Here is a 19,933-nt window from a genome sequence, read left to right as displayed (position 1 = left end):
GCAAAAAAAAAAACGATGTCAAGTTTTTATTTTTCTCTCGCTATATCCCGCATAGAAACCCTGCGGGATGACGAGCGAGAGAAAAATATATACAGAAAAGGCCCTTGCCGGGGGCAGGCGTGAGGCCTAGAACCTCTGTTTGCTTTTAATGCGATATTTTAGCAATAGGGAATTTCATTGACGGTGCTTTTGTTGGTCTTGCCGGGAGCAGGCAAATAAAGACGTCAACTTTCACTTACTTGTAGCCACACTCTTTTTGCATTGTTGCTTTGCAGTGCAACAACCGCAAAAACCAAACTGCTATAATATAATTTCCATGAAACAAGAAAACCCGTGGGCGTTACTACCGTTAATTGTATTTTTAGTATCGTATGTGGCTGTGTCGTTGGCGGCGGGCGATTTTTACAAAATGCCCATTACCGTCGCGTTTGTGCTGGCCGCGGTCGTGGCTGTTTGGCAAACGAAATTATCCACGTTGCATGCGCGCATTGAATTATTTTGCAAAGGCGCGGCTAACCCCAACATTATGCTGATGGTTATGATTTTCATTTTGGCGGGCGGATTTGCCCAAACCGCCAAAGCCATGGGCGCGGTAGACGCGGCTGTCAATCTCACGTTATCTATTGTGCCGGGCAATATGTTGGCGGCGGGGCTATTTTTAGCGGCGTGTGTAATTTCGGTTTCGGTGGGAACGTCTGTCGGCACAATTGTCGCCTTGACACCCGTAGCCGCCGGCCTGGCTTCGCAAACGCAAATATCCCCCGCACTGATGAGTGCGGTGGTTGTCAGCGGAGCAATGTTTGGCGACAATTTATCCGTCATTTCCGATACAACTATCGTCGCTACCCGCACGCAAGGTTGCAAAATGGCTGATAAGTTCAAAACGAATTTTCATATTGTGATGCCGCTTGCCCTTGTTACCACGATACTTTATATTTTTGAGGGTAGCACCTCGGCCCGGTTATTTACTCATACTGCCGTCAATTGGTGGCACGTGTTGCCATATTTGGCGGTACTTTGCGCGGCAGTAATGGGTGCAAATGTAATGGTTGTGTTGCTGGGAGGTACGCTGTTGTGCGGCGTGATTGGGTTACTGACCGGAGCATTTAGCGTATGGGGTTGGACGACGGCTATCGGTGCGGGCATTAACGGTATGGGAGAGCTGATTATTGTTACGCTACTGGCGGGCGGCACGCTGGAACTAATGCGTCATAACGGCGCACTTGCGTGGATTATCCAAAAGGCAACGGCCCGTATTGAAAGCCGCAAAGGCGCGGAACTGAGTTTGGCAGCCGTTGTGAGTTTTGCTAACGTCTGCACCGCCAACAATACGATTGCGCTAATCATGGCCGGACCGATTGCTAAAGAAATTGCGCAGAAATTTCATATTGCACCCAACCGAGCGGCCAGTTTATTAGATATTTTCTCGTGCGTGGTGCAAGGCATTATCCCGTACGGTGCGCAACTGCTCATGGCCGCCAGTTTATCAGGCATAGCCCCCGTGCATATTATGCGGTATTTATATTATCCGTATTTGTTAGGAGTAGGGGCACTCGTGGCGATTGCGCTTGGGTTACCGCGAAAACAAACGGCCCGGGCAGATAGTATTTAACACGCCTTACCACGCTAAACCGATAATTTGATAAAATAGAGATAGATTTACGCGCTCGTAGTTCAATGGATAGAGCGTCAGCCTCCGAAGCTGGAAATGTGGGTTCGACTCCCGCCGAGCGCAAGATTTAAGCCCCCCAATTTTTTGGGGGGCTTAAATTTTATGCTCGGAGCGGGCCAACTGCTTGGCCCGCGTCGGGCGTGCTTTACCGCGCCGCAAGGCGAGTACCGCGAGCCCGGCCTGCAGGAAAATCTCGTCAGAGATTTTACCGGAAGGCGACGACCGCCGAGAAATTTAATTTTATGCTCGGAGCGGGCCAACTGCTTGGCCCGCGTCGGGAGTCGAAAGGCGCAGCCATATCCGAGTTTGAGTTTGCGCAGCGCGCGAACGAAAGGCGAGGATGGCGAGCCGGGGCCGCGAGCGGCGAGGGTCAACGAGCCGACTTGTGGCCGACGACCTAGCCGAGTGCAAATTAAACCCCCCGCCTTGTGCGGGGTTTTTTAATTTGTCGCGAGAGCACACCCCCTGCGTGCTTTACCGCGCCGCAAGGCGAGTACCGCGAGCCCGGCCTGCAGGAAAATCTCGTCAGAGATTTTACCGGAAGGCGACGACCGCCGAGAAATTTAAATTTTATGCTCGGAGCGGGCCAACTGCTTGGCCCGCGTCGGGAGGCGAAAGGCCGGAGCGATGTTTTTGTTTGAGCGTACGCCGAAGGCGAGTGCGCGAAAGGCAAAAACCGCGAGGCCCGGCCCGGAGGCGTTTTGCGTCAGCAAAACGACCGCAGGGGACTCCCGCCGAAAAGCGAGCGGCGAGGGTCAACGAGCCGACTTGTGGCCGACGACCTAGCCGAGTGCAAATTAAAAAGCCCCGCATAAAGCGGGGTTTTTAATTATAAAATAAACTATCGTTACAGCTATTTAAAAATATCTTTTGTGCCGTCGGGGCGTTCCACGCCGTTATCATAAAATGATATCAGTACCGTCGGCGCGGTATAGGTAAAACTATGTAACACGTGCGGATAAATCACAAAGAAGTCGCCCTTTTTGATCTGGTACGTTTCTTTTTCGTGGGTTTGCGCGTGTTCCACATCCAATTTAAAAGCCCCCTCCGCTACAAAAAAGGCCTCTTTATTTTCTTTGTGAAAGTGGTTTCCGCGCACCGCTCCGGCCGCGCTGGTAATGTAATTAACCTGTTTCCACCCGTCGTGCACCAGTTGGGTGAGCGAGCCGCGCTCGTCGGCAAATTGGAAGTCCGGCTCAATAAATTTGATTAACATTTTATAGCTCCAAGTGAATTTCTTTTAGGTTTAATAATTTTTTCAATTTACTATTATTTAGCACCGCCGTTTCGGCGCGGCGGGCTTTAAAGATAGCGTTTGTATTTTTAATAGAAATCGGTTTAACAAGCGTTTTATCCAAGCCGAATTTTTCAGCCAGCACAACGGCCGCATCGTACTTGGACATCGGCGTATCGGCGGCGATATTTATTACCCGCTCTTCACATGCGCCGTAACGCTCTATTAAGTCTATCAAAAAACCCGCGCATTGGTTAAAACTCAGCGTGGAGCGGAAGGAATCTTCAAACATTTCCACGCTGCGCCCGTCGGAAAGAGCTTGTTTAATTTTATCAAAGAAATGCGGGCGGCCTTCCACCAAACTCGGCCCGAAAATAAACGGAAAGCGTACCACATTAAACCCGTGCGCGAGCGTGATTTGTTCCGCCAACACTTTATGTGCGCCGTAGCGGTTGACGGGGGATAGCGGGCTTTCTTCCGTAAACGGCTTATCTTTTTCCCCCTCGCCGTAAACGGTATCGGTGGACGCGTAATAAAAACAGGACAAGTTGGATAAATGATTCACCGCATAGCTAAGCGCGGTGATGTTGATATCCCACGCCAAGGTGGGGTTTTCTTCCACTTTATCGGGGTGGTGGTAGGCGGCCAAATAGATAGCTTTTGTGCCGGGCACGAGGAACGCATTTAAGCGGTCTATTTCTTGGGCATTACGCACATCGGCTTGCACCCATTGTACACGCGGGTGAGAAAACTCCGGCACGGAGGACGAGTAGGTAGCAACCACCGTGTCGGACGTTTTTTCCAAGATATTTTTAATACAATAGCGGCCCAAAAACCCGCTTGCGCCTATCACCAAGTACATTATTTCACTCCCATTTTAGCCATAGTTTCAAACCACACTTTATGGCCGTCAATCACTTGATTGACGTATGCGCGGTTTTTGTAAGGCAATTTATCGTTGGGCAAGGCATCAATTAAGTTTTTGAGTTTATCCATTAACTCAATACCGCAGGAAAGATATGTTTTCCCCGTGAGTTTAATTTCGCGTAACCAGTTGCAGAAATCGGTTGTCATTTTCGTACCCATTTCTTCGGCGTAGGCATCCACCCAATAGTCATGGTCGTTGCGGATTTGTTTAACAAGCGGCTGACCATAGGACACATAATCGCCCATGTGCCACGCAATACGTTCCACGATGTAAGAGGACCAAATATCGTCAAAACGTCCGATATCGGGTACTAAGAAATAGACGGGCACGATATCGCGGTGGATAGCCGTGTTTTGGCTGTTAAACGGCGAGTAGGTGTTTTTAGCAAGCGCGTAATTATTTTCTTTTTTATAGGCAATTACGTCAATGGGTGCGGCCAAACGGGTGACGGCGTCTAAGTCCGGGTCGCCAAGCCAAAAGCCCGCATTTACGACGGTGCGGATATTTTCGGTAGAGCGTTTGATATCTTTTACTTCGTCCACACGGTCAATCCACGAGTAGCCGCGCGGATAGAATTTGCGGCCTTGGCGGTCTTGCAAATCTTCGCAAATGTTATACCAACCCGTCGGAGAAGAAACCGTTTCCAACGCGGTTTTGCTACCTAGGGCTAAATGTTTGCCGACGTAATCTTCGCACGCGATATAGTTATCGTCATCAATTAAAACAATAATATCTGCGCCTTGTTCGTATGCTTTTAAGATAGCCACTTGGCGGCGTTGGATACAAGCCCACGGCAAATATCCTTTGAGTTTGGCGTATTTCTCTAAATATTTATTTTGATCTTCCACATCCATAAATAAGACGGGGATGTTGTATTTTTTTTCTAATTCTTGGCAATAGGTTTTGGCCTCTGCCGGGGTTTTTTTGTCGCCGGTAATGACGAAATCTACATCCTTTTGGCGGTTGTATTTAATCACATCTTTGATGTAGTCCTCAATCAAATGCGGCACGTGAATAGTGGTGGTAGTAATAGTTACTTTCATTTTTTATGCTCCTTATTTATTAACGATTTAAATTTACAGTATTGTGAAAATATTTTGTACATAAAACGCGGCATACGTGTGATATGATATTTTTCTGCCCGTTGTAAGATTTTTTGCATCCATTTGCTATACGTGATTGGCGATGATTGGACCGGTGTCTGAGTTACCGTAACATCCTTAAACCACAAAATTGGTTCACGACGGTGTGGAAAAAAATCCGGAGTTGTCTCAAAAGTATACTTAAAAAATGCTTCATTCATTTCTTTAATGTACGTGCGCGCAGAACGACAATTCTCATTCCAGTATCTACGATAAGTAAATATTTTTTCATTTATCTCTTGTAAAGAATTTGCTTGATACCCCGTTGTACACGTATACGTAAAACGACCCAATTTTTTCGCTTTAATAATTGAACAGCAAGCCAAATAGAAATGAACACTATCACTTATGTATGTGATTTCTTTTTCATCGCAAAAATCAAGAATTTCTTTTTTAAACAGCGCACAACCGCGCGAGAAAATTGTCTCTATAAAAAGACTCTGCATATCTCTAGCATGCCAGTCTATTCCATATGCGTGTGAAAAGCTTAGAAATTCATCTCTCAAAATAGGAGATGAACTAAGCGTTGTATAACTATTTTTATTTTTAAGATAACATCCCGAATATGAAAAAAGTGTATCGTGATTTTTTAGAATGTCCAAATTTTTATAGATGTGTCTTTGATGCATAATAGACGCTTTGTCTATAAACATAAAATATTTTCCTTGTAAATATTTTATAGCTCTATAAAAAGACCGTCCTTTAAATTCAGCATCTTTTTCAACAAAATCAATTTTAAAATCAGATAATTTTTTTACATCTTCATAAATTTTTGGCACAGAGATAATTATAAGATGAAGATTTTTGTAAAACTGTTTTTTTAACTGTTTATATATTTTCTTGAAATCATCCACACTATCCACAAAACATATAATATCTACGATATCGTGCTGTCGCTCTTTATCCTGCAAAATGTTTTTAACCTTAACAACCTTATCTAAAGTTTCTTCAACCATTTTTTCTAAAGATAGTTGTTTGATAAAAATTTCATTTGAAGATTTAGCCATTTCATAGGCATCCTTTGGATTCTCATTAGCCCATTCCAGTATATTTAAAATCTTTTTGGAAGATTCTTCTTCCGACAAATCTCTGCCGATATAAAAGACTGTATCCTTGAAATAATGGCGAACAAATTTATTATCATCAGAAATAATCAAAGCACCTGCTGCTGCTGCTTCATACGTTCTATTTGATACTCCATTCGCATCGGTATGCATAGGTGAATTAATTGCCAAACAAACTCCAGCTTCATTGATTTTTCTTATAATAGATTTTCCATCAAAAGGTATCTCTCCCCTATAACATTTAAAACCAGCCCATAAATTTTTGTGCCCATAAACCTTCATAGGCCCATATATATCGATCTTACTAGAAGCATCTAAATTTTTAAACAACTCTTCATAACGCATCTTTACTAATTTTCGTTCAAAATTGATTCCCACATAAAACAATCTTCTATCCGTATGTTCTCGTGCAGGAACTGCAAAGTCAGCAGGAACGGAAGACCCTATGAAAGGGATAGCATACGTGGTTATATTTGCGACCCTGTTAAAAACATCTTGTTCGTAAGTTGTGGCAAACATATCATAAATATTAAATGCTTGTAACTCTAATAAGGTTTGGAAATTAGCCACAAATCCTAAAGGAGACCAGTGGAAAAATACTGAAAAAATATCAGGAAATGTCATAACAGCTAGGTCCAGAGTATTATAGGTAAACATAAAATCTGGGTGGACATCTTCAACATATTTCCCCTTATCTTTACCCTGAGAAATGATTAAACCTTCTCTATTAAAAACTACTAAAGAATGACCAAACTTCTGAAAGCAATATTCTAAACGAAGTAACGTTTCTTGCTCCGCATTTTTCATTTCACCAAATATATTAAAAAATGCTATTTTCATATATATCTCCTATTATAAAGCGTTAAAAATATCAGCGGCTCGTTTATTCAAAATCTGTTGTGAAGGTATCCCCCCCAATACATAAGTCCAATGCACACCGGTGTGTGGTATCGTAAAAACTGTAATCTCGTATCCTTCCGCTTCTAAATACGCTTTCGTTTCTTCTCGCCGTTTACCGTCAATTTGTTCCGCAACAATCAAATATTCCGGTTTTTCCCCTTTTAACAAATCTTTTAAGCTACGGCCTCTTTCAGAGGGAGACTGCCCCTGAACAAACACATTTTTACCTCCTGCAAAGTGATAAAATTTGTTTAATAGTTTTTTTCTGTTTTTTTTCTGTTGATCGTATTTATTTACACAATACAGAATTGTTGTCGTTTTTCCAAAATTTCTAGCCCCCACCACAAGCACTGCTTTTTTTCCTTGTTTTTGTAGTTTCTTCTCCCCCACTATAAAATCTAACGTGTCACCTATGTCCTGTTTTTCCCTCACAAGCTTACACCATTCCACACCCGCATTTTTGCCGGCATCAATATCGCTTTGCTTGTCGCCAATTAAAATTGATTTTTTTACGTCAAGGTCCAGTTCTTTCACGGCGCGTAAAATCATACCCGGATTGGGTTTGCGGTCCCAAGACGCTTTGCGGTACTTTTCCACCGTTCCGTCCTCGTGGAACGGGCAATAATACTCCGCATCAATCGGGCAGTTTTCCGCCGCAAAACGCGCGTGGACAAAATCCCTAAATTTAAAATAATCTTCTTCTGTATATTTTCCTTTGGCAATTCCGGCCTGATTGGTTACGACCACAATTTTATACCCCTTGGCTTTGGCCGCGCGGCACAAATCAAAAATACCGTCCACAAATTGGCATTTGTCAATTTCGTGCACGTAATGCGTATCTACATTTATCACGCCGTCACGGTCCAAAAAGAGCGCCTTATTTTTATGCGCGCCGACTACGTCTTTAAGTTCCCGGCACGCTTGGGCGTAACTGGACGGCAAGCCGATATCAATAAAATAATCTTCCGCCTTAAAAAACAGTGGTTTTAATGACGATACTTGCGGCTCTAACAACTCTTTTTCAAAGGAAAATTTACGGGGAAGTTCGCGGGAAAAAATTTCGTTTGTCAGGTAATAAATACCCGCATTGATAAGCCCCGCTTGCACCGCGTCCGATTTCTCGCAAAATTTCACGGCGCGGCCGTCCTGCGTTTGCACAAGCCCATAGCGCGAAGCATCCGGCACCTCTTTAAGCACAAGCCCGATTTTTTCGCCTTGCATTTGCTCAAAAAACGCGCGGTAATCAAGTTGCACGTACGTATCGCCGTTAAGCACCAGCGCGCTATCCAACTTAAATTGCTCAAACGCTTGCTTAATGGCTCCCCCCGTGCCCAGTGGCTCTTCTTCCACCGAATAACGCACCGGCACGCCGTAAAAATAATCGCCGAAATACTCCTGTATTTTCTCACGCTTGTACGACACACACAGGACAAACTCATCCGCGCCGTATTGCAAAAGTTTCTGCATCAGAATATCCAAAAAAGGGCTGTCCCCGATAGGGGCCATCGGTTTGGGTAATTCCTTGACCACACTTTGCAAACGCGTGCCGAATCCTCCGGCTAAAATAACTACTTTCACGGTTTGAGTTTCACCTCTTCTTTATTTTGCATGTGGATATAGTCCAACTTTTCGTACGTGGACGGGTGATAATGCTTGGGCGCATACAAAACAGTCTGACACCCTTGGTCGTCAAATTTAAACGGTACGTGAATTAAATTGCGAAGTGCCTTTTTGACTTTAAGCTGGTTTTCCGGCTCCACATAAAACAGGATAAACCCGCCGCCACCGGCCCCTAAAATTTTACCGCCGATAGCACCGTTATCCCGCGCCGTGCTGTAAATTTCGTCAATCAGCGAGGTGCTGATAGCGTCCGTCAGCGAACGTTTTAACAGCCACGTTTCATGCAACAGCTTGCCAAATTCGGACAGGTCCGTCGTGTGCGACGTAAGTATCTGGCACGCCTCGCGCACCATGGCTTGCATTTGCTGAAGTTGCGCGGTTTTGTCTTTCGTGCACGCCACTTGCTTTTTGGCTACTTCACTACTCGTACGCGCTACGCCGGTAAAAAAGAGCAGCAACCGCTCGTTAAATTGCGCTTTGCGTTTTTCGTCCATCACTACCGGCTCTACGGAAAACGACCCGTTATGATTGATATGGATGTGATTAAGCCCGCCGTAAACAGCCGCAATTTGGTCCTGTATGCCGCCGTTTTCTTTTAAAATTTCACGCTCTAATTTAATGGTTTCGCGCGCAAGGCCGTATTTGGAAATCATCTGCTCTTTAAGCGCGTAAATACCTTTGATTAGCCCCGCGCAGAAAGACGAACTGGACCCGAGACCCGAACGGGCCGGCAAGTCGCACTGGTTGCTGATTTCCACCCCTTGCGTAACGCCGTAATGAAGTAACGCCGCGCGGATAGCGTTGTGTTGGATATCTTCTACTCTTTCCGGATATTCCAAAATACGCCACGCGATACGGTTGCGGTATTCCGCGTGAAACGGCGGCAGAAAACGGCAACTTAAATAATTGTAATGATTGATACTGGTGGACAGCACATCCCCGCCATACTGTTCATAATACGTATGGTAGTCCGTGCCGCCGCCAAAAAAACTAATCCGGTAAGGAGTCCGTGTAATAATCATTATCAGTTCGCAGGTTTAAAGAAGTGCGCCTCCACCAGTCCGCAAATCATATGCCCGCAGGCAATGTGCATTTCTTGGATATTGTTGGTCGTGTTAGACGGCACGTTTAAGCAAATATCCGCCGATTCTTTCATTTTCCCGCCGGCTTCGCCGGTAAAAGCGATCGTAGTAATTCCCTTTTCTTTAGCTACGGCAAACGCATCTAAAATATTTTTAGAGTTGCCCGAGGTGGAAATACCCACCAGCACGTCGCCTTTGCGGCCGATTCCGCGCAGTTGGCGGGAAAAGACCTTGTCGTACCCGTAATCGTTGCCGATCGCGGTTAAGGCAGAGGTATCGGTCGTCAAGCTCATAGCCGGCATCGGGTTGCGGTCAAATTTATAACGGCCCATTAGTTCGGCCGATAAATGTTGCGAATCGGCCGCCGAGCCGCCGTTCCCGCAAAAAATAACTTTATTACCGTTACCCAAGGCCGCGATCCACGCTTGGGCAATTTTTTCAACGGTGTCTGCTTTTTCTTTCAAACGCAAAAAGTTTTGGCTAATCGTATCAAAACCTTGTGTAATGGTTTCCTTCATAAGTTACCCCCTAGCGTTGTAAGAATTTTTCGCCGTGTTTGACGCGTTCGCGCCAATAATTAAGCAGGTCGGTCATCGTTTTTTCAAACGGAATTTCCGGTTTCCACCCTGTATGTTTGTTGAATTTAGAGGTGTCCGGGATTTGCAGGTCCGCATCAATCGGGCGCAAGCGTTCCGGGTCTACTTCAATTTTGATTTTGTCTTTCATCGGGGATAAGGATAAAAGAAAATTAAGCATATCGCCTACCTTGCACGTATAGGCCCCGCCGATGTTGTAATACTCGCCGGGGATGGGGTTAACGGTCAAAAGCATGTAATAAGCACGCACAGCATCGCGCACGTCGGCAAAGGTGCGCAAGGAGTCCAAATTGCCAACTTTGAGCACCGGCGGAATAAGCCCGGCTTCAATCATGGCAATTTGTTTGGCAAATGTGCTCTCGGCAAATACATCTCCGCGGCGCGGGCCGGTATGGGTAAACATACGCGTAGTCATAACGGTCATACCAAATGCTTGCGCATAATAGCGACCGATTAAATCGGTGCCAACTTTGGAAATAGCATACGGGGAGGCCGGGTGGAAGGTACATTCTTCGTTAATCATCCCGTTCATTTGGGCCAATTTTTCTTTAGATACGCGGCCAAACACTTCTGACGAGGCGCAAACGTGAATAATAGCTTTGGGCGCATATTTTTTAAGTGCTTCCAACACGCGGGCCGTACCTTGTATATTGGTATCTAATGTATCTAACGGAGCATCAAAACTGGTTTTAGGATAGCTTTGGGCAGCCAAATGGAAGACATAATCAGGCACTACGCTTTTAACCACATTATCTAACGACATTGTGTCGCGCAAATCGCCATACACAAGGTGTACGCGTTTTTTTGCATTGATGTCGTCAATCAAATGAGCGATATTATCAAGCGGGCTACGCCAACGGCACATGCCGTAAATTTCCCAATCGGTGTTTTTAAGCAGAAAATCTGCCAAATGGGAACCTACCATTCCGGTGATTCCGGTAATCAATGCTTTCTTTTTAGTCATGTTTTTTTCTCCTGTAAAATTTATGTCTAAATTGTTTAAACCGCAACCGGTAATAACGCACCTTTAAAAATAAAGGGTGGCCCAACAAGGCAGATAATCTCGGATAAACACCCGGCTCTATTAAAAACGGATTTCCCATCCAATCGCAAATTTTACGTTTAACCCATGCTTTATCACGGCTTGTTGCTTGCGGTTGTTGGCAAATAAAGTCCATCATTGGCCGGGCGACCGTAAAAAGATCCTCTTGCAATTTGCGGTAGTAATTTGCGCTCCATAAAGACGGCATATACGTATAGCGTGCTAGCGGCGTAAAACTTACCTGACGAGCCCTCCAAAAGGCCTGCAATATAAACGGGTTATCTTCCCAACGGCAATTTTCGGCAAAGCGCAACGGTTTTATCAGTTCGGCCTTAAATAACTTGTCAAAACATCCGCCGTGCGGCAACCGTGAAAACGACGGAGAAAACCCCTTCACCACGCCGGCTCCGGGCTGTCCCATCGGTTTACCTTGGGATAGAGTCACCCCCACCGCAATATCACTCTGTTCCTTATGTATACAAGTAAACAACTGCTCGTAAAAATCGGATGGAACAATATCATCCGCTTCCATGAAACCAATGTATGCCCCTTTAGCGGCAGCCACACCCAAATTACGCGCCCCGCCGGGACCGTTTTTCTCTTGTTGATAAACAATACGCAACGAACGTCCGGAAAACGCTTGTAATTTAGCTAAGGTATCGTCCTCGCTGGCCAAGTAGACCGCAACAATCTCCAAATTAGGGTATGTCTGTTTTTGCAAACATTGTAAACAAGCCCCTAATGTTTTACCCGAATTATACACGGGCAAGACGATACTGATAAGCGGCAAGGCGGCATTTGTCATATAAACAATAACTTCAAAATCCAGTGGCAAGCAGCTAATCCCAGTTACTTGCCACGTACAGCTACCCGGCCGGACAACCGATCAAAGAAGTCCGTACCGGCAAAGCCCTAAAAAAAAGGACTCCAACTTATTGTTGGAATCCCGTAAAACCCGAATAAAACGGCCGAATAGTGCCAAGTCCATGAGAGTAGCCCTAGTTACTAAACAGCCGTAGTACCATATAAAAAAATATCTATATGACACATTTGGCAGAGAGCAAAAGGCTCATGACTTCCTTTCACTCCCTGCCTTAACCAGCCATCTTTGGACTCTCATGGAACCTTGGTTTTACCCAAAGTGCCTTCCTATTCTACATAGGATTCCAAAAACAGAATAAAATGTAAATAAACCTTACATAATACTTAGTGCAACATATACGTCTTTTTTCATTGTAACAAATATACCCATTATTGGCAATCTGTTACCCATTTACTTTGTTCCTTATAATATACTATAAATACAACACTTTAAAACCGATACTTACGTTCCAATCTTTGCTTTTCCAGTTTCCGGCGGCGTGGGTTCCCCCGTTGATATAAAACGCCGTTCCCTCATTGACAAGCGTGCCGATTTCCAACTCCGGCACAAATTCCATTTTGCCGCGGTCGTTAAAATTTTGGTAATAATACCAATTCGTTTGCACCCACCATTTATTTTCAGATAAATAACTGATATTCCCACGTATACGTCCGTAGTTGATATCTTCGCGGTTATGTTCGCCGATAACGGATACATAGTGCTTATATCCCAGCGCACTATACCAACCGCTGCCGTTTGTCCACACGGCAAACACGGCCGGGCTAGCTTGCAACTGCCCGCTACCTAGGCGTTTATCGGTGGCGGTAGGTGTAATAAGTTCCATTTTCGCGCCATATCCCAAACTATGGGCCGTTTCCGGTTGCACCCAGGTCAACGCGAGCATAATATCTCCCAACCCGTTTACCGATTTAGCCGGCGATTCAAACCGCGCAAGCGGAACTTCCACTCCCCAGTTCCAATTTGGGTTAATTACGTGATACCCTTTAAACGTCACTTGCGAAGTGGAAACACTCCCGCTGTCATCCACCACGCTTAGCGACGGATTTACCTCCATACTGGTAATATTGTCCGTCGGCATTACCCCGTAGTGACAGATTTTTTGCAACTGCCCGAAACCGGGTAAAGTCATACACAAACAGACCAACCCCACACTTAATCTACGCATTAATTTCCTCCTCTGGTTAAGATAATATATTGTAATAAGGTGCACGTCGGCTGTCTTGCCAAAAAAATAATTAGTTTATATACTGATACCGTAATATGATGACCGTTGCACAAATTCCTGTAAAAACTTTTTTATCTAAAAGCAAGATCCCCGGCGTAGATTACGTTATCAATCCGTACGTCGGCTGTCCGCACAAATGCGTGTATTGTTACGCGGAGTATATGCGCAAATTCTCCGGGCACGAAGAACCCTGGGGCGATTTTTTAGATGTACGGTATTGCTCCGTTCCTTTAAAACCTTCCTTATTATTTCACACGCACGTGTTGCTTAGTTCGGTTACCGATCCTTACAATCCGTATGAACGGCAATATGAACTGACGCGCAATCTGCTAAAACAATTGCAATTTAGCCAAGCCCATGTACACATATTAACGAAATCTTCACTGGTCACGCGTGACATAGATATACTCAAACAATTACCAAGTTGCGAAGTAACATTTTCATTTTCCTCATCGGATGACACCTTGCGCCAACGGGCCGAACCGGGGGCTTCTTGCGTCGCGGAAAAAATAAATGCGCTTAAAATATTACATGAAAACGGCTTACAAACCGCCGTAATGATCGCACCGATTTTACCGGGACTTACCGATTGGAAAGAAATTATTTTACAAACGCGTCCGTACACCAACCGCTACACGTTTGATAGTTTAAACATGCGCCCGGCCTATCAACGGAAAGTATTTAATTTTGTTAAAGAAAATTACCCGCACCTATTGCCTCTATATGCAGATATTTACGTTAAAGAAAACACTATCTATTGGCACAATTTGGCTCGTGAAATCCGCGCCTATGCAGACGCAGAAAACTTAAATGCGGACATTTATTTCCCGCATGCGAAATCAAAACTTACTGAATAGCATAACGGGTACTGGCAGACCCCGGCTGCGCCGGCAGAGCCGTTCCCAAATTTTTGCAAATCTTATCGTATTTAGTTTGGGGCCCTGCCGTCCAACAATAGGTGATATCTGCCCACGCGGGTTGATCCGTTCGGTGTGTAAAGCTCGCTACAACAGACATTTCATTTTCCCCTTTGTATACGGCTCCAACCGATTGCGCGCCTTCTTGCATTAAATAACACGCCCACCCGTTGGGGCATACCCCCTCTACCGCCAAATCATCTATATTGTTAGTGTATACCCCGTTCGCCAAATAATAAACTTCTTCGGCATTTTTTATTGCATGCAGATAGGGTAACACCGTAGCAATACGGCTTTTGATAACCGCTTTTTCATATTGCGGCAAAGCCACCGCCGCCAAAATACCAATAATTAACACGACTACCAATAATTCAATCAGCGTAAATGCTTGTTTGTTTTTCATACGACTCTCCTTTTTTGATATTTTTCTTACAACTAAAAAATATCAAAAAAAAAAACGATGTCAAGTCCTTTTTATTTTTCACAAAACAAGAAACCATCCCCTGACACAATCGCGCTACACTTGCGACGGGAAATATGCTAAAATAGTTGGGTCTATTTACTTTACCTAATTAGGAGGATGTACCATGGAAACAACAGCCCAAGGCGGCGGAACGATGTTTTTTCTGCTGATGATGGCGATTATGTTTGTGGTGCTTATTTTCATGCCGGCCCGTTCGCAAAAAAAACGCGAGCAGGAATTGGCGGCCAAAGTAAACGCACTACAGAAGGGAGATGAGGTCATTTTGTCCGGCGGTATCGTCGGCACGGTGGCAGGATTCAAAGACAATCTGTTAGAAATCAAACTGGCGGAAAACGTAAAAATTCACGTACTTAAAACCGCCGTTGTAGGACTTGTAAAAGATTTACAGGCCGATAATAACAAAGGAGGAGCGAAGTAATGTCTAATAAGTTAGCCGTAAAATGGGGGATCATTCTTACCATTTTACTCGGGTCGTTGTATATGATTTACCCCAACTACCGGTGGTATTCTAAACCGCTCGCCGAACGCGAAGCGTTAGATACCTTGGGTGAACGCCCCAAACACATGCTCAATTTGGGTCTTGATTTGCGCGGCGGTTCCAGCTTGCTCTTGGAATTGGAAGTGGCCAAGCTCAGCGGTAAAGAGCCGCTCAACGAAGCGATGGCCCGCGCGATTGAAATTATCCGCAACCGCATTGACCAATACGGCGTGGCGGAAACTTCTATCACCAAACAAGGCGACAAATGGATCATGGTGCAATTACCCGGCGTGTCCGACCCGCAACGTGCCGAAGAACTTATCGGCAAGACGGCCATGTTGGAATTTCGTATCGTAAAAAACGATACCACCGACGCCCAAAAAGCTTTTGAACTTTTGGAAAAAACGGAAAAGCCGTTTGATGACGACGGCAATTTACTGCCGTCTATTGCCAAACTCGTTCCGGCGGGCTATCAAATCATGCGCAACAAAGAAGGCGGTTACAGTTTAGTTACCGCCACAGCCACCGTAACCGGGGCCGACTTGGAAAACGCCCGCGTGATTATGATGAGCGACAACGGCTATCCGGCTGTTTCCTTTACCTTCAATGCCGAAGGTGCTAAAAAATTCGGCCAACTTACCGGAGCCAACATCGGCAAACAATTAGCTATCGTGTTAGACAACACGATTCAATCTGCCCCGACGGTACAATCGCGCATTACCAAAGACGGCCAAATCACCGGCTCTTTCTCGCCGGAAGAAGCCCGCAGTTTGGCGATCGTCTTAAAAGCAGGTGCCTTGCCCGCTCCGGTCAAAGTGATTGAAAAGAAAACGATCGGACCGACCTTGGGCGAAGACTCTATTAAATCGGGCTTATCCGCTTCGTTATACGCGCTCGTTTTAATCTTGGTATTTATGGCCATCTATTACAAAGCGGCCGGCGTAATTGCCGATATTGCTTTGTTACTTAACTTTGTACTGATGATTGCCACTATGAGCTATTTTTCCGCTACGCTTACATTACCCGGTATCGCGGGTATGATTTTGTCGCTCGCTATGGCTATTGACGCCAACGTCTTAATCATTGAACGTATGCGCGAAGAAAAACGCTTAGGCAAACCGGTATACGAAGTAATCAACCTCGGTTACGACAAAGCATGGTCTGCCATTTTTGACTCCAACATCACCACCATTATCGTCGGTGCATGTTTATTGCAATTCGGCACGGGCCCGGTCAAAGGGTTTGCCGTAACGCTTATCATCGGGTTGTTAGTCAGCTTGTTCACCGCCGTATTTGTTACGCGCGCGATTTACGAGCTCATCTTAACTTCCAACACTAAGGATATCAGCTTATGATGAATTTATTTCCTAAAACACATATTGATTTCCTCAAATACCGCAAAGTCTATTTCTCGCTGTTTGCCGCGGTACTCGTGGCGGGCGTGATTTGCTTTTGGACCAAAGGGTTCAACATGGGCATTGACTTTACCGGCGGTACGATGGTGCAAGTACAATTTAATGCACCCGTGGAAATGAGCCAACTGCGCGAGGCCTTAACGGCTACCGGCGCCAATTCCGAAATTCAATCGTACGGAGACAATACCTTCTCTATCAGCGAAAAAAGCACCGCTAACGAAGTGGGCGTGGTACAAGCCCGCATTGAAAAAGCGTTAGACACGCTCAACGTGCCCTACACCGTACAGCAAACCAACTCCGTTGGGCCGGCTGTCGGTGAAAGCATGACCAACCGCGCGATCGGAGCGATTGCGTTGTCGTTGTTCTTCATCATCGTATATGTAGCGTTCCGCTTTAGCAACATCTTGTGGGGCTTTTCGGGCGTGATTGCCTTGTTCCACGATTTGTGGGTCATGGCGCTCGCGTTTTGTATTACGGGGCGGGAAATTGACCTCGTAGTCGTGGCGGCTTTCTTAACGGTAGCCGGTTTCTCCATTAACGACACGATCGTTATTTTTGACCGCATGCGCGAGAACATCCGCTTACACCCCAAAATGAGCTTTGGCGAACTGATTAACACATCTATTAACGAAACGCTTTCGCGTACCGTTATTACGACGTTAACAGTTCTCTTTGCCTTGTTCATCCTGTATTTCTTCGGTGGCGAGGTAATCAACTCGTTCGCGTTTGCGATGCTGATCGGTTGTATCTCCGGTGTATACAGCACGATTGCGCTGACGACTCCGCTTGTTTACACGTGGAGCCACGGACAACTCGTTACGGACGAACACCGCCCGGCCAACCAACATAACGTGGAAGCGTTTGTCAAAGAACAAAACCGCAAAAATAACAAACGCAACCGCAAAAACAGAAGATAGTTTTACACAGCAAAGTCCCCCCGCTCCGGGGGACTTTGCTAACCTTTTACGCCAGTATCTAATCAGGTATTTACGCAAACGGTTAGCAACTATGCGAAAGATAAAACGGTTTAAAATTACTCCCCGGCAAAAAGAAATTCTGCGCCGCTTACTGCGCGGCGGCGGACTTTTGCGTCAGGCGGGTTTTACAACGGAACTGGAAGTTACCAAATACATTTTAGAGGGCTTTGCCGCTATCAACCCCGGCGTGGTGTATGAATTTAACCAAGACGCGCATTGGGAGTTAGACGATGACAGTGCCGTGCATAAAGAAATGTTTAGCGCGTGTGCGGTAACACTCGGGCCGGCGCTAGAACAATGGGTAGCCACCGCCAAAGCCCACAGCCCGGCGCGCGAGATTGTAGCGGGCACGGTATCCTTTGAATTTTTAAAAAGCGCGGTCAGCTTTGTAACCGACCTTGTCCGCGAGCAAGCCGAAAAAGAAGAATACGAAGCGTTAGACCCGCAATTTGTTTATTTGCCGCCGTTTGGCGTATCTGCCGCGCCCAAGTTACTGCGCGAAGCGGTCCGTTTGGAAAAAACGCTCGCCGACAAAACCTTACCGCTTATCTTGGAAAAACTAAACGCGGACAAAGTAGATATTGCGCTAACCGAGCAAACAATTACCCCGTTTTACACCGCTGTATTTTTAGTACCGTGGCAAAAAGCACGCAAAAAGGGGAAGAAATAATATGGCAAAAACTCAGCTCCCCTATAACGACTGGAAACACGCACTGGTGTCTTCATTTGCTTATTATTACTCGGTATTTTTGGGTTGGACCACACGCGTGTACTGGTTTAAAACACCAAAGGCCGAAGAACTGGAAAAAAACGGCCCGGGCGTGATTTATGCGATATGGCACAACCAACAGCTTTTCTTGTTATATCCTTACCGCAAACATAAAATTGCCGCCCTCATCAGTCAATCTAGCGACGGGGAATATATTGCACGCTGTCTGCCGAAGTTTGGCATGCTTGCCGTGCGCGGATCCAGTACGCGCGGCGGCACGCGGGCACTCATCAAACTATTGCAAGCTACACGCGAGGGGTACTCCCCCATGCTCACGCCCGACGGCCCGCGCGGCCCGATTTATAAAGTGCAACCGGGTATTTTGTTTTTAGCCAAAAAGACAGGTTGGCCGATTGTTCCCGTCGGCTCGGCCCTAAGCCACAAATTTAAAGTCCACTCGTGGGACCGCATGCGTATCCCGCTACCGTTTGGAAAAACCGCGCTTTGCTACGGCGATATTATCTACGTAAAAGACGACACGGATATGCCCCGTGCCGCCCAAGAATTGGAAAAACAATTAAACGCCATGACCGACAAGGCCGAAATGTTTATCAACAAAAAACATTTTGATCCGACGGAAATGGACTCCTAGAAATTACATCTTCTCCAACTTCCGTCGGTGTTAAGTGTTTTTACCTTACACACAAATTTACATAAATCTACGGCCTGCGAATTACTCGCATCAGCATAACAAGACCGGACATTAAGCGTATTAAATACTATTAACAAAATTCCCGGTAAATAATTTGTCCCACCGTAAAAATACAACCCATTATTTTGGTAATTTAATATTGCATAAGGATCTTTAGTATTTCCGATGCTCCCTTTCTGTAAAGTTCCGCCACTCGTTACATAACCTGTTAAATCAATATCAATTTCATCCCAATTATTTGCATACGTTCCATTCGCCAAGTAATATCTTGTTTGAGCTTGTTTAACAGAACTGGCAAACGTAATAAGTTGCGTCATCCGCGCTTTGGCTACCGCAAATTTGTACTGCGGCAACGCCACCGCCGCCAAAATACCGATGATAAGTACAACTACTAACAATTCAATAAGCGTAAAGCCGTTATAACATAAAGATCTGTCATCCCGGAAATTTGTAATCCGGGATCTTCTGATTTCTTTTCGCTCGTTAATCATCCCATCAGAAACAAAAATACGAAGATGCCGGATAAAAACCTTCCGGCATGACAAACTTTTTTTACTTTTCTTTTCCATAAAAATCCTCCTTTGTTTCATTAAATAAAATGTAGCAAAAAAAAAACGATGTCAAGTTTTTATTTTTCTCTCGCTATATCCCGCATAGAAACTCTGCGGGATGACGAGCGAGAGAAAAATATATACAGAAAAGCCCCCTCCGCTTTTCTGACGGCAGAAAAGCTAGCAAAAGACCGCCGCCCCATGGCACCACAAAAAGCAGACAAATCGGGAAAATTTACAAACTCGCTACCCGCTCAAACATGTAAATTTCCTTTTCCGATTTGGCGCTTTTTGTAAACGGT

Annotated in this window: 19 protein-coding genes and 1 tRNA gene; 8 read left to right on the top strand and 12 right to left on the bottom strand. The window is 45.3% G+C overall.

Features of this window, described 5'->3' with window-relative positions; all coding sequences use genetic code 11:
- Positions 1-316: 316 nt before the first annotated feature.
- Both ACQY2W_RS06340 and ACQY2W_RS06335 read left to right on the top strand, forming a co-directional pair.
- Positions 317-1,612: a Na+/H+ antiporter NhaC family protein gene (locus ACQY2W_RS06340; protein ID WP_428050505.1), complete on the top strand. Its 1,296-nt coding sequence runs from the start codon at positions 317-319 to the stop codon at positions 1,610-1,612.
- A gap of 51 nt (positions 1,613-1,663) precedes the next feature.
- Positions 1,664-1,735 (top strand) — tRNA-Arg (locus tag ACQY2W_RS06335).
- Positions 1,736-2,525: 790 nt separating this feature from the next.
- On the opposite strand, the gene ACQY2W_RS06330 is transcribed toward ACQY2W_RS06335, so the two are convergent.
- The 10 genes from ACQY2W_RS06330 to ACQY2W_RS06285 form a co-directional block, all read right to left on the bottom strand.
- Complete coding sequence (locus ACQY2W_RS06330; protein WP_428050503.1) at positions 2,526-2,888, bottom strand: cupin domain-containing protein; 363 nt, start codon at positions 2,886-2,888, stop codon at positions 2,526-2,528.
- A 1-nt stretch (position 2,889) separates the two neighbouring features.
- Positions 2,890-3,768, bottom strand: a complete 879-nt coding sequence (locus ACQY2W_RS06325) for an NAD-dependent epimerase/dehydratase family protein (RefSeq protein ID WP_428050501.1) — start codon at positions 3,766-3,768, stop codon at positions 2,890-2,892.
- On the bottom strand, positions 3,768-4,877 hold the full coding sequence (locus ACQY2W_RS06320; protein WP_428050499.1) for a hypothetical protein: 1,110 nt from the start codon (positions 4,875-4,877) through the stop codon (positions 3,768-3,770). Before ACQY2W_RS06320 ends, ACQY2W_RS06325 begins: the two co-directional genes overlap by 1 nt.
- Positions 4,874-6,880: a glycosyltransferase family protein gene (locus ACQY2W_RS06315; RefSeq protein ID WP_428050497.1), complete on the bottom strand. Its 2,007-nt coding sequence runs from the start codon at positions 6,878-6,880 to the stop codon at positions 4,874-4,876. The genes ACQY2W_RS06320 and ACQY2W_RS06315 overlap by 4 nt, the downstream gene beginning before the upstream one ends.
- Before the next feature lie 12 nt (positions 6,881-6,892).
- Positions 6,893-8,518, bottom strand: a complete 1,626-nt coding sequence (gene gmhB, locus ACQY2W_RS06310) for a D-glycero-beta-D-manno-heptose 1,7-bisphosphate 7-phosphatase (protein WP_428050495.1) — start codon at positions 8,516-8,518, stop codon at positions 6,893-6,895.
- On the bottom strand, positions 8,515-9,582 hold the full coding sequence (locus ACQY2W_RS06305; RefSeq protein WP_428050493.1) for a kinase: 1,068 nt from the start codon (positions 9,580-9,582) through the stop codon (positions 8,515-8,517). The genes gmhB and ACQY2W_RS06305 overlap by 4 nt, the downstream gene beginning before the upstream one ends.
- 2 nt (positions 9,583-9,584) lie before the next feature.
- Complete coding sequence (gmhA, locus tag ACQY2W_RS06300; protein ID WP_428050491.1) at positions 9,585-10,160, bottom strand: D-sedoheptulose 7-phosphate isomerase; 576 nt, start codon at positions 10,158-10,160, stop codon at positions 9,585-9,587.
- A 10-nt stretch (positions 10,161-10,170) separates the two neighbouring features.
- Positions 10,171-11,202, bottom strand: a complete 1,032-nt coding sequence (locus ACQY2W_RS06295) for a GDP-mannose 4,6-dehydratase (protein WP_428050489.1) — start codon at positions 11,200-11,202, stop codon at positions 10,171-10,173.
- On the bottom strand, positions 11,195-12,085 hold the full coding sequence (locus ACQY2W_RS06290; protein WP_428050487.1) for a glycosyltransferase family 2 protein: 891 nt from the start codon (positions 12,083-12,085) through the stop codon (positions 11,195-11,197). The genes ACQY2W_RS06295 and ACQY2W_RS06290 overlap by 8 nt, the downstream gene beginning before the upstream one ends.
- 490 nt (positions 12,086-12,575) lie before the next feature.
- Entirely contained in the window at positions 12,576-13,328 is a 753-nt protein-coding gene (locus ACQY2W_RS06285) for a hypothetical protein (RefSeq protein ID WP_428050485.1), read from the bottom strand.
- A 98-nt stretch (positions 13,329-13,426) separates the two neighbouring features.
- Between ACQY2W_RS06285 and ACQY2W_RS06280 the strand changes: the two genes are divergently transcribed.
- Positions 13,427-14,245, top strand: coding sequence for a radical SAM protein (locus tag ACQY2W_RS06280; RefSeq protein ID WP_428050483.1), 819 nt, complete (start codon positions 13,427-13,429; stop codon positions 14,243-14,245).
- Here the strand turns inward: ACQY2W_RS06280 and ACQY2W_RS06275 are convergent.
- Positions 14,235-14,708, bottom strand: a complete 474-nt coding sequence (locus ACQY2W_RS06275) for a type IV pilin protein (RefSeq protein ID WP_428050481.1) — start codon at positions 14,706-14,708, stop codon at positions 14,235-14,237. The genes ACQY2W_RS06280 and ACQY2W_RS06275 overlap by 11 nt on opposite strands.
- 184 nt (positions 14,709-14,892) lie before the next feature.
- On the opposite strand from ACQY2W_RS06275, the gene yajC reads away from it, so the two are divergent.
- The 5 genes from yajC (at position 14,893) to ACQY2W_RS06250 (ending at position 19,020) form a co-directional block, all read left to right on the top strand.
- Complete coding sequence (yajC, locus tag ACQY2W_RS06270) at positions 14,893-15,207, top strand: preprotein translocase subunit YajC (protein ID WP_428050479.1); 315 nt, start codon at positions 14,893-14,895, stop codon at positions 15,205-15,207.
- A complete protein-coding gene (secD, locus tag ACQY2W_RS06265; protein WP_428050477.1) occupies positions 15,207-16,622 on the top strand; it encodes a protein translocase subunit SecD in 1,416 nt (471 codons plus the stop codon). Before yajC ends, secD begins: the two co-directional genes overlap by 1 nt.
- Positions 16,619-17,599, top strand: coding sequence for a protein translocase subunit SecF (secF, locus tag ACQY2W_RS06260; RefSeq protein ID WP_428050475.1), 981 nt, complete (start codon positions 16,619-16,621; stop codon positions 17,597-17,599). Before secD ends, secF begins: the two co-directional genes overlap by 4 nt.
- 91 nt (positions 17,600-17,690) lie before the next feature.
- The gene (locus ACQY2W_RS06255) at positions 17,691-18,329 is read left to right on the top strand and encodes a hypothetical protein (RefSeq protein ID WP_428050473.1); all 639 of its coding nucleotides are present in this window, start codon (positions 17,691-17,693) and stop codon (positions 18,327-18,329) included.
- A gap of 1 nt (position 18,330) precedes the next feature.
- On the top strand, positions 18,331-19,020 hold the full coding sequence (locus ACQY2W_RS06250; RefSeq protein WP_428050471.1) for a lysophospholipid acyltransferase family protein: 690 nt from the start codon (positions 18,331-18,333) through the stop codon (positions 19,018-19,020).
- Here ACQY2W_RS06250 and ACQY2W_RS06245 read toward each other — a convergent pair.
- Entirely contained in the window at positions 19,017-19,649 is a 633-nt protein-coding gene (locus ACQY2W_RS06245; RefSeq protein ID WP_428050469.1) for a type IV pilin protein, read from the bottom strand. The genes ACQY2W_RS06250 and ACQY2W_RS06245 overlap by 4 nt on opposite strands.
- Positions 19,650-19,933 lie beyond the last annotated feature (284 nt).

The sequence above is a fragment of the Candidatus Avelusimicrobium caledoniensis genome, from assembly GCF_902756455.1.
Classification (GTDB): domain Bacteria; phylum Elusimicrobiota; class Elusimicrobia; order Elusimicrobiales; family Elusimicrobiaceae; genus Avelusimicrobium; species Avelusimicrobium caledoniense.
The sequence above is the reverse complement of the archived record's forward strand: the minus strand, read 5'-3'. Positions and strand labels throughout refer to the sequence as shown.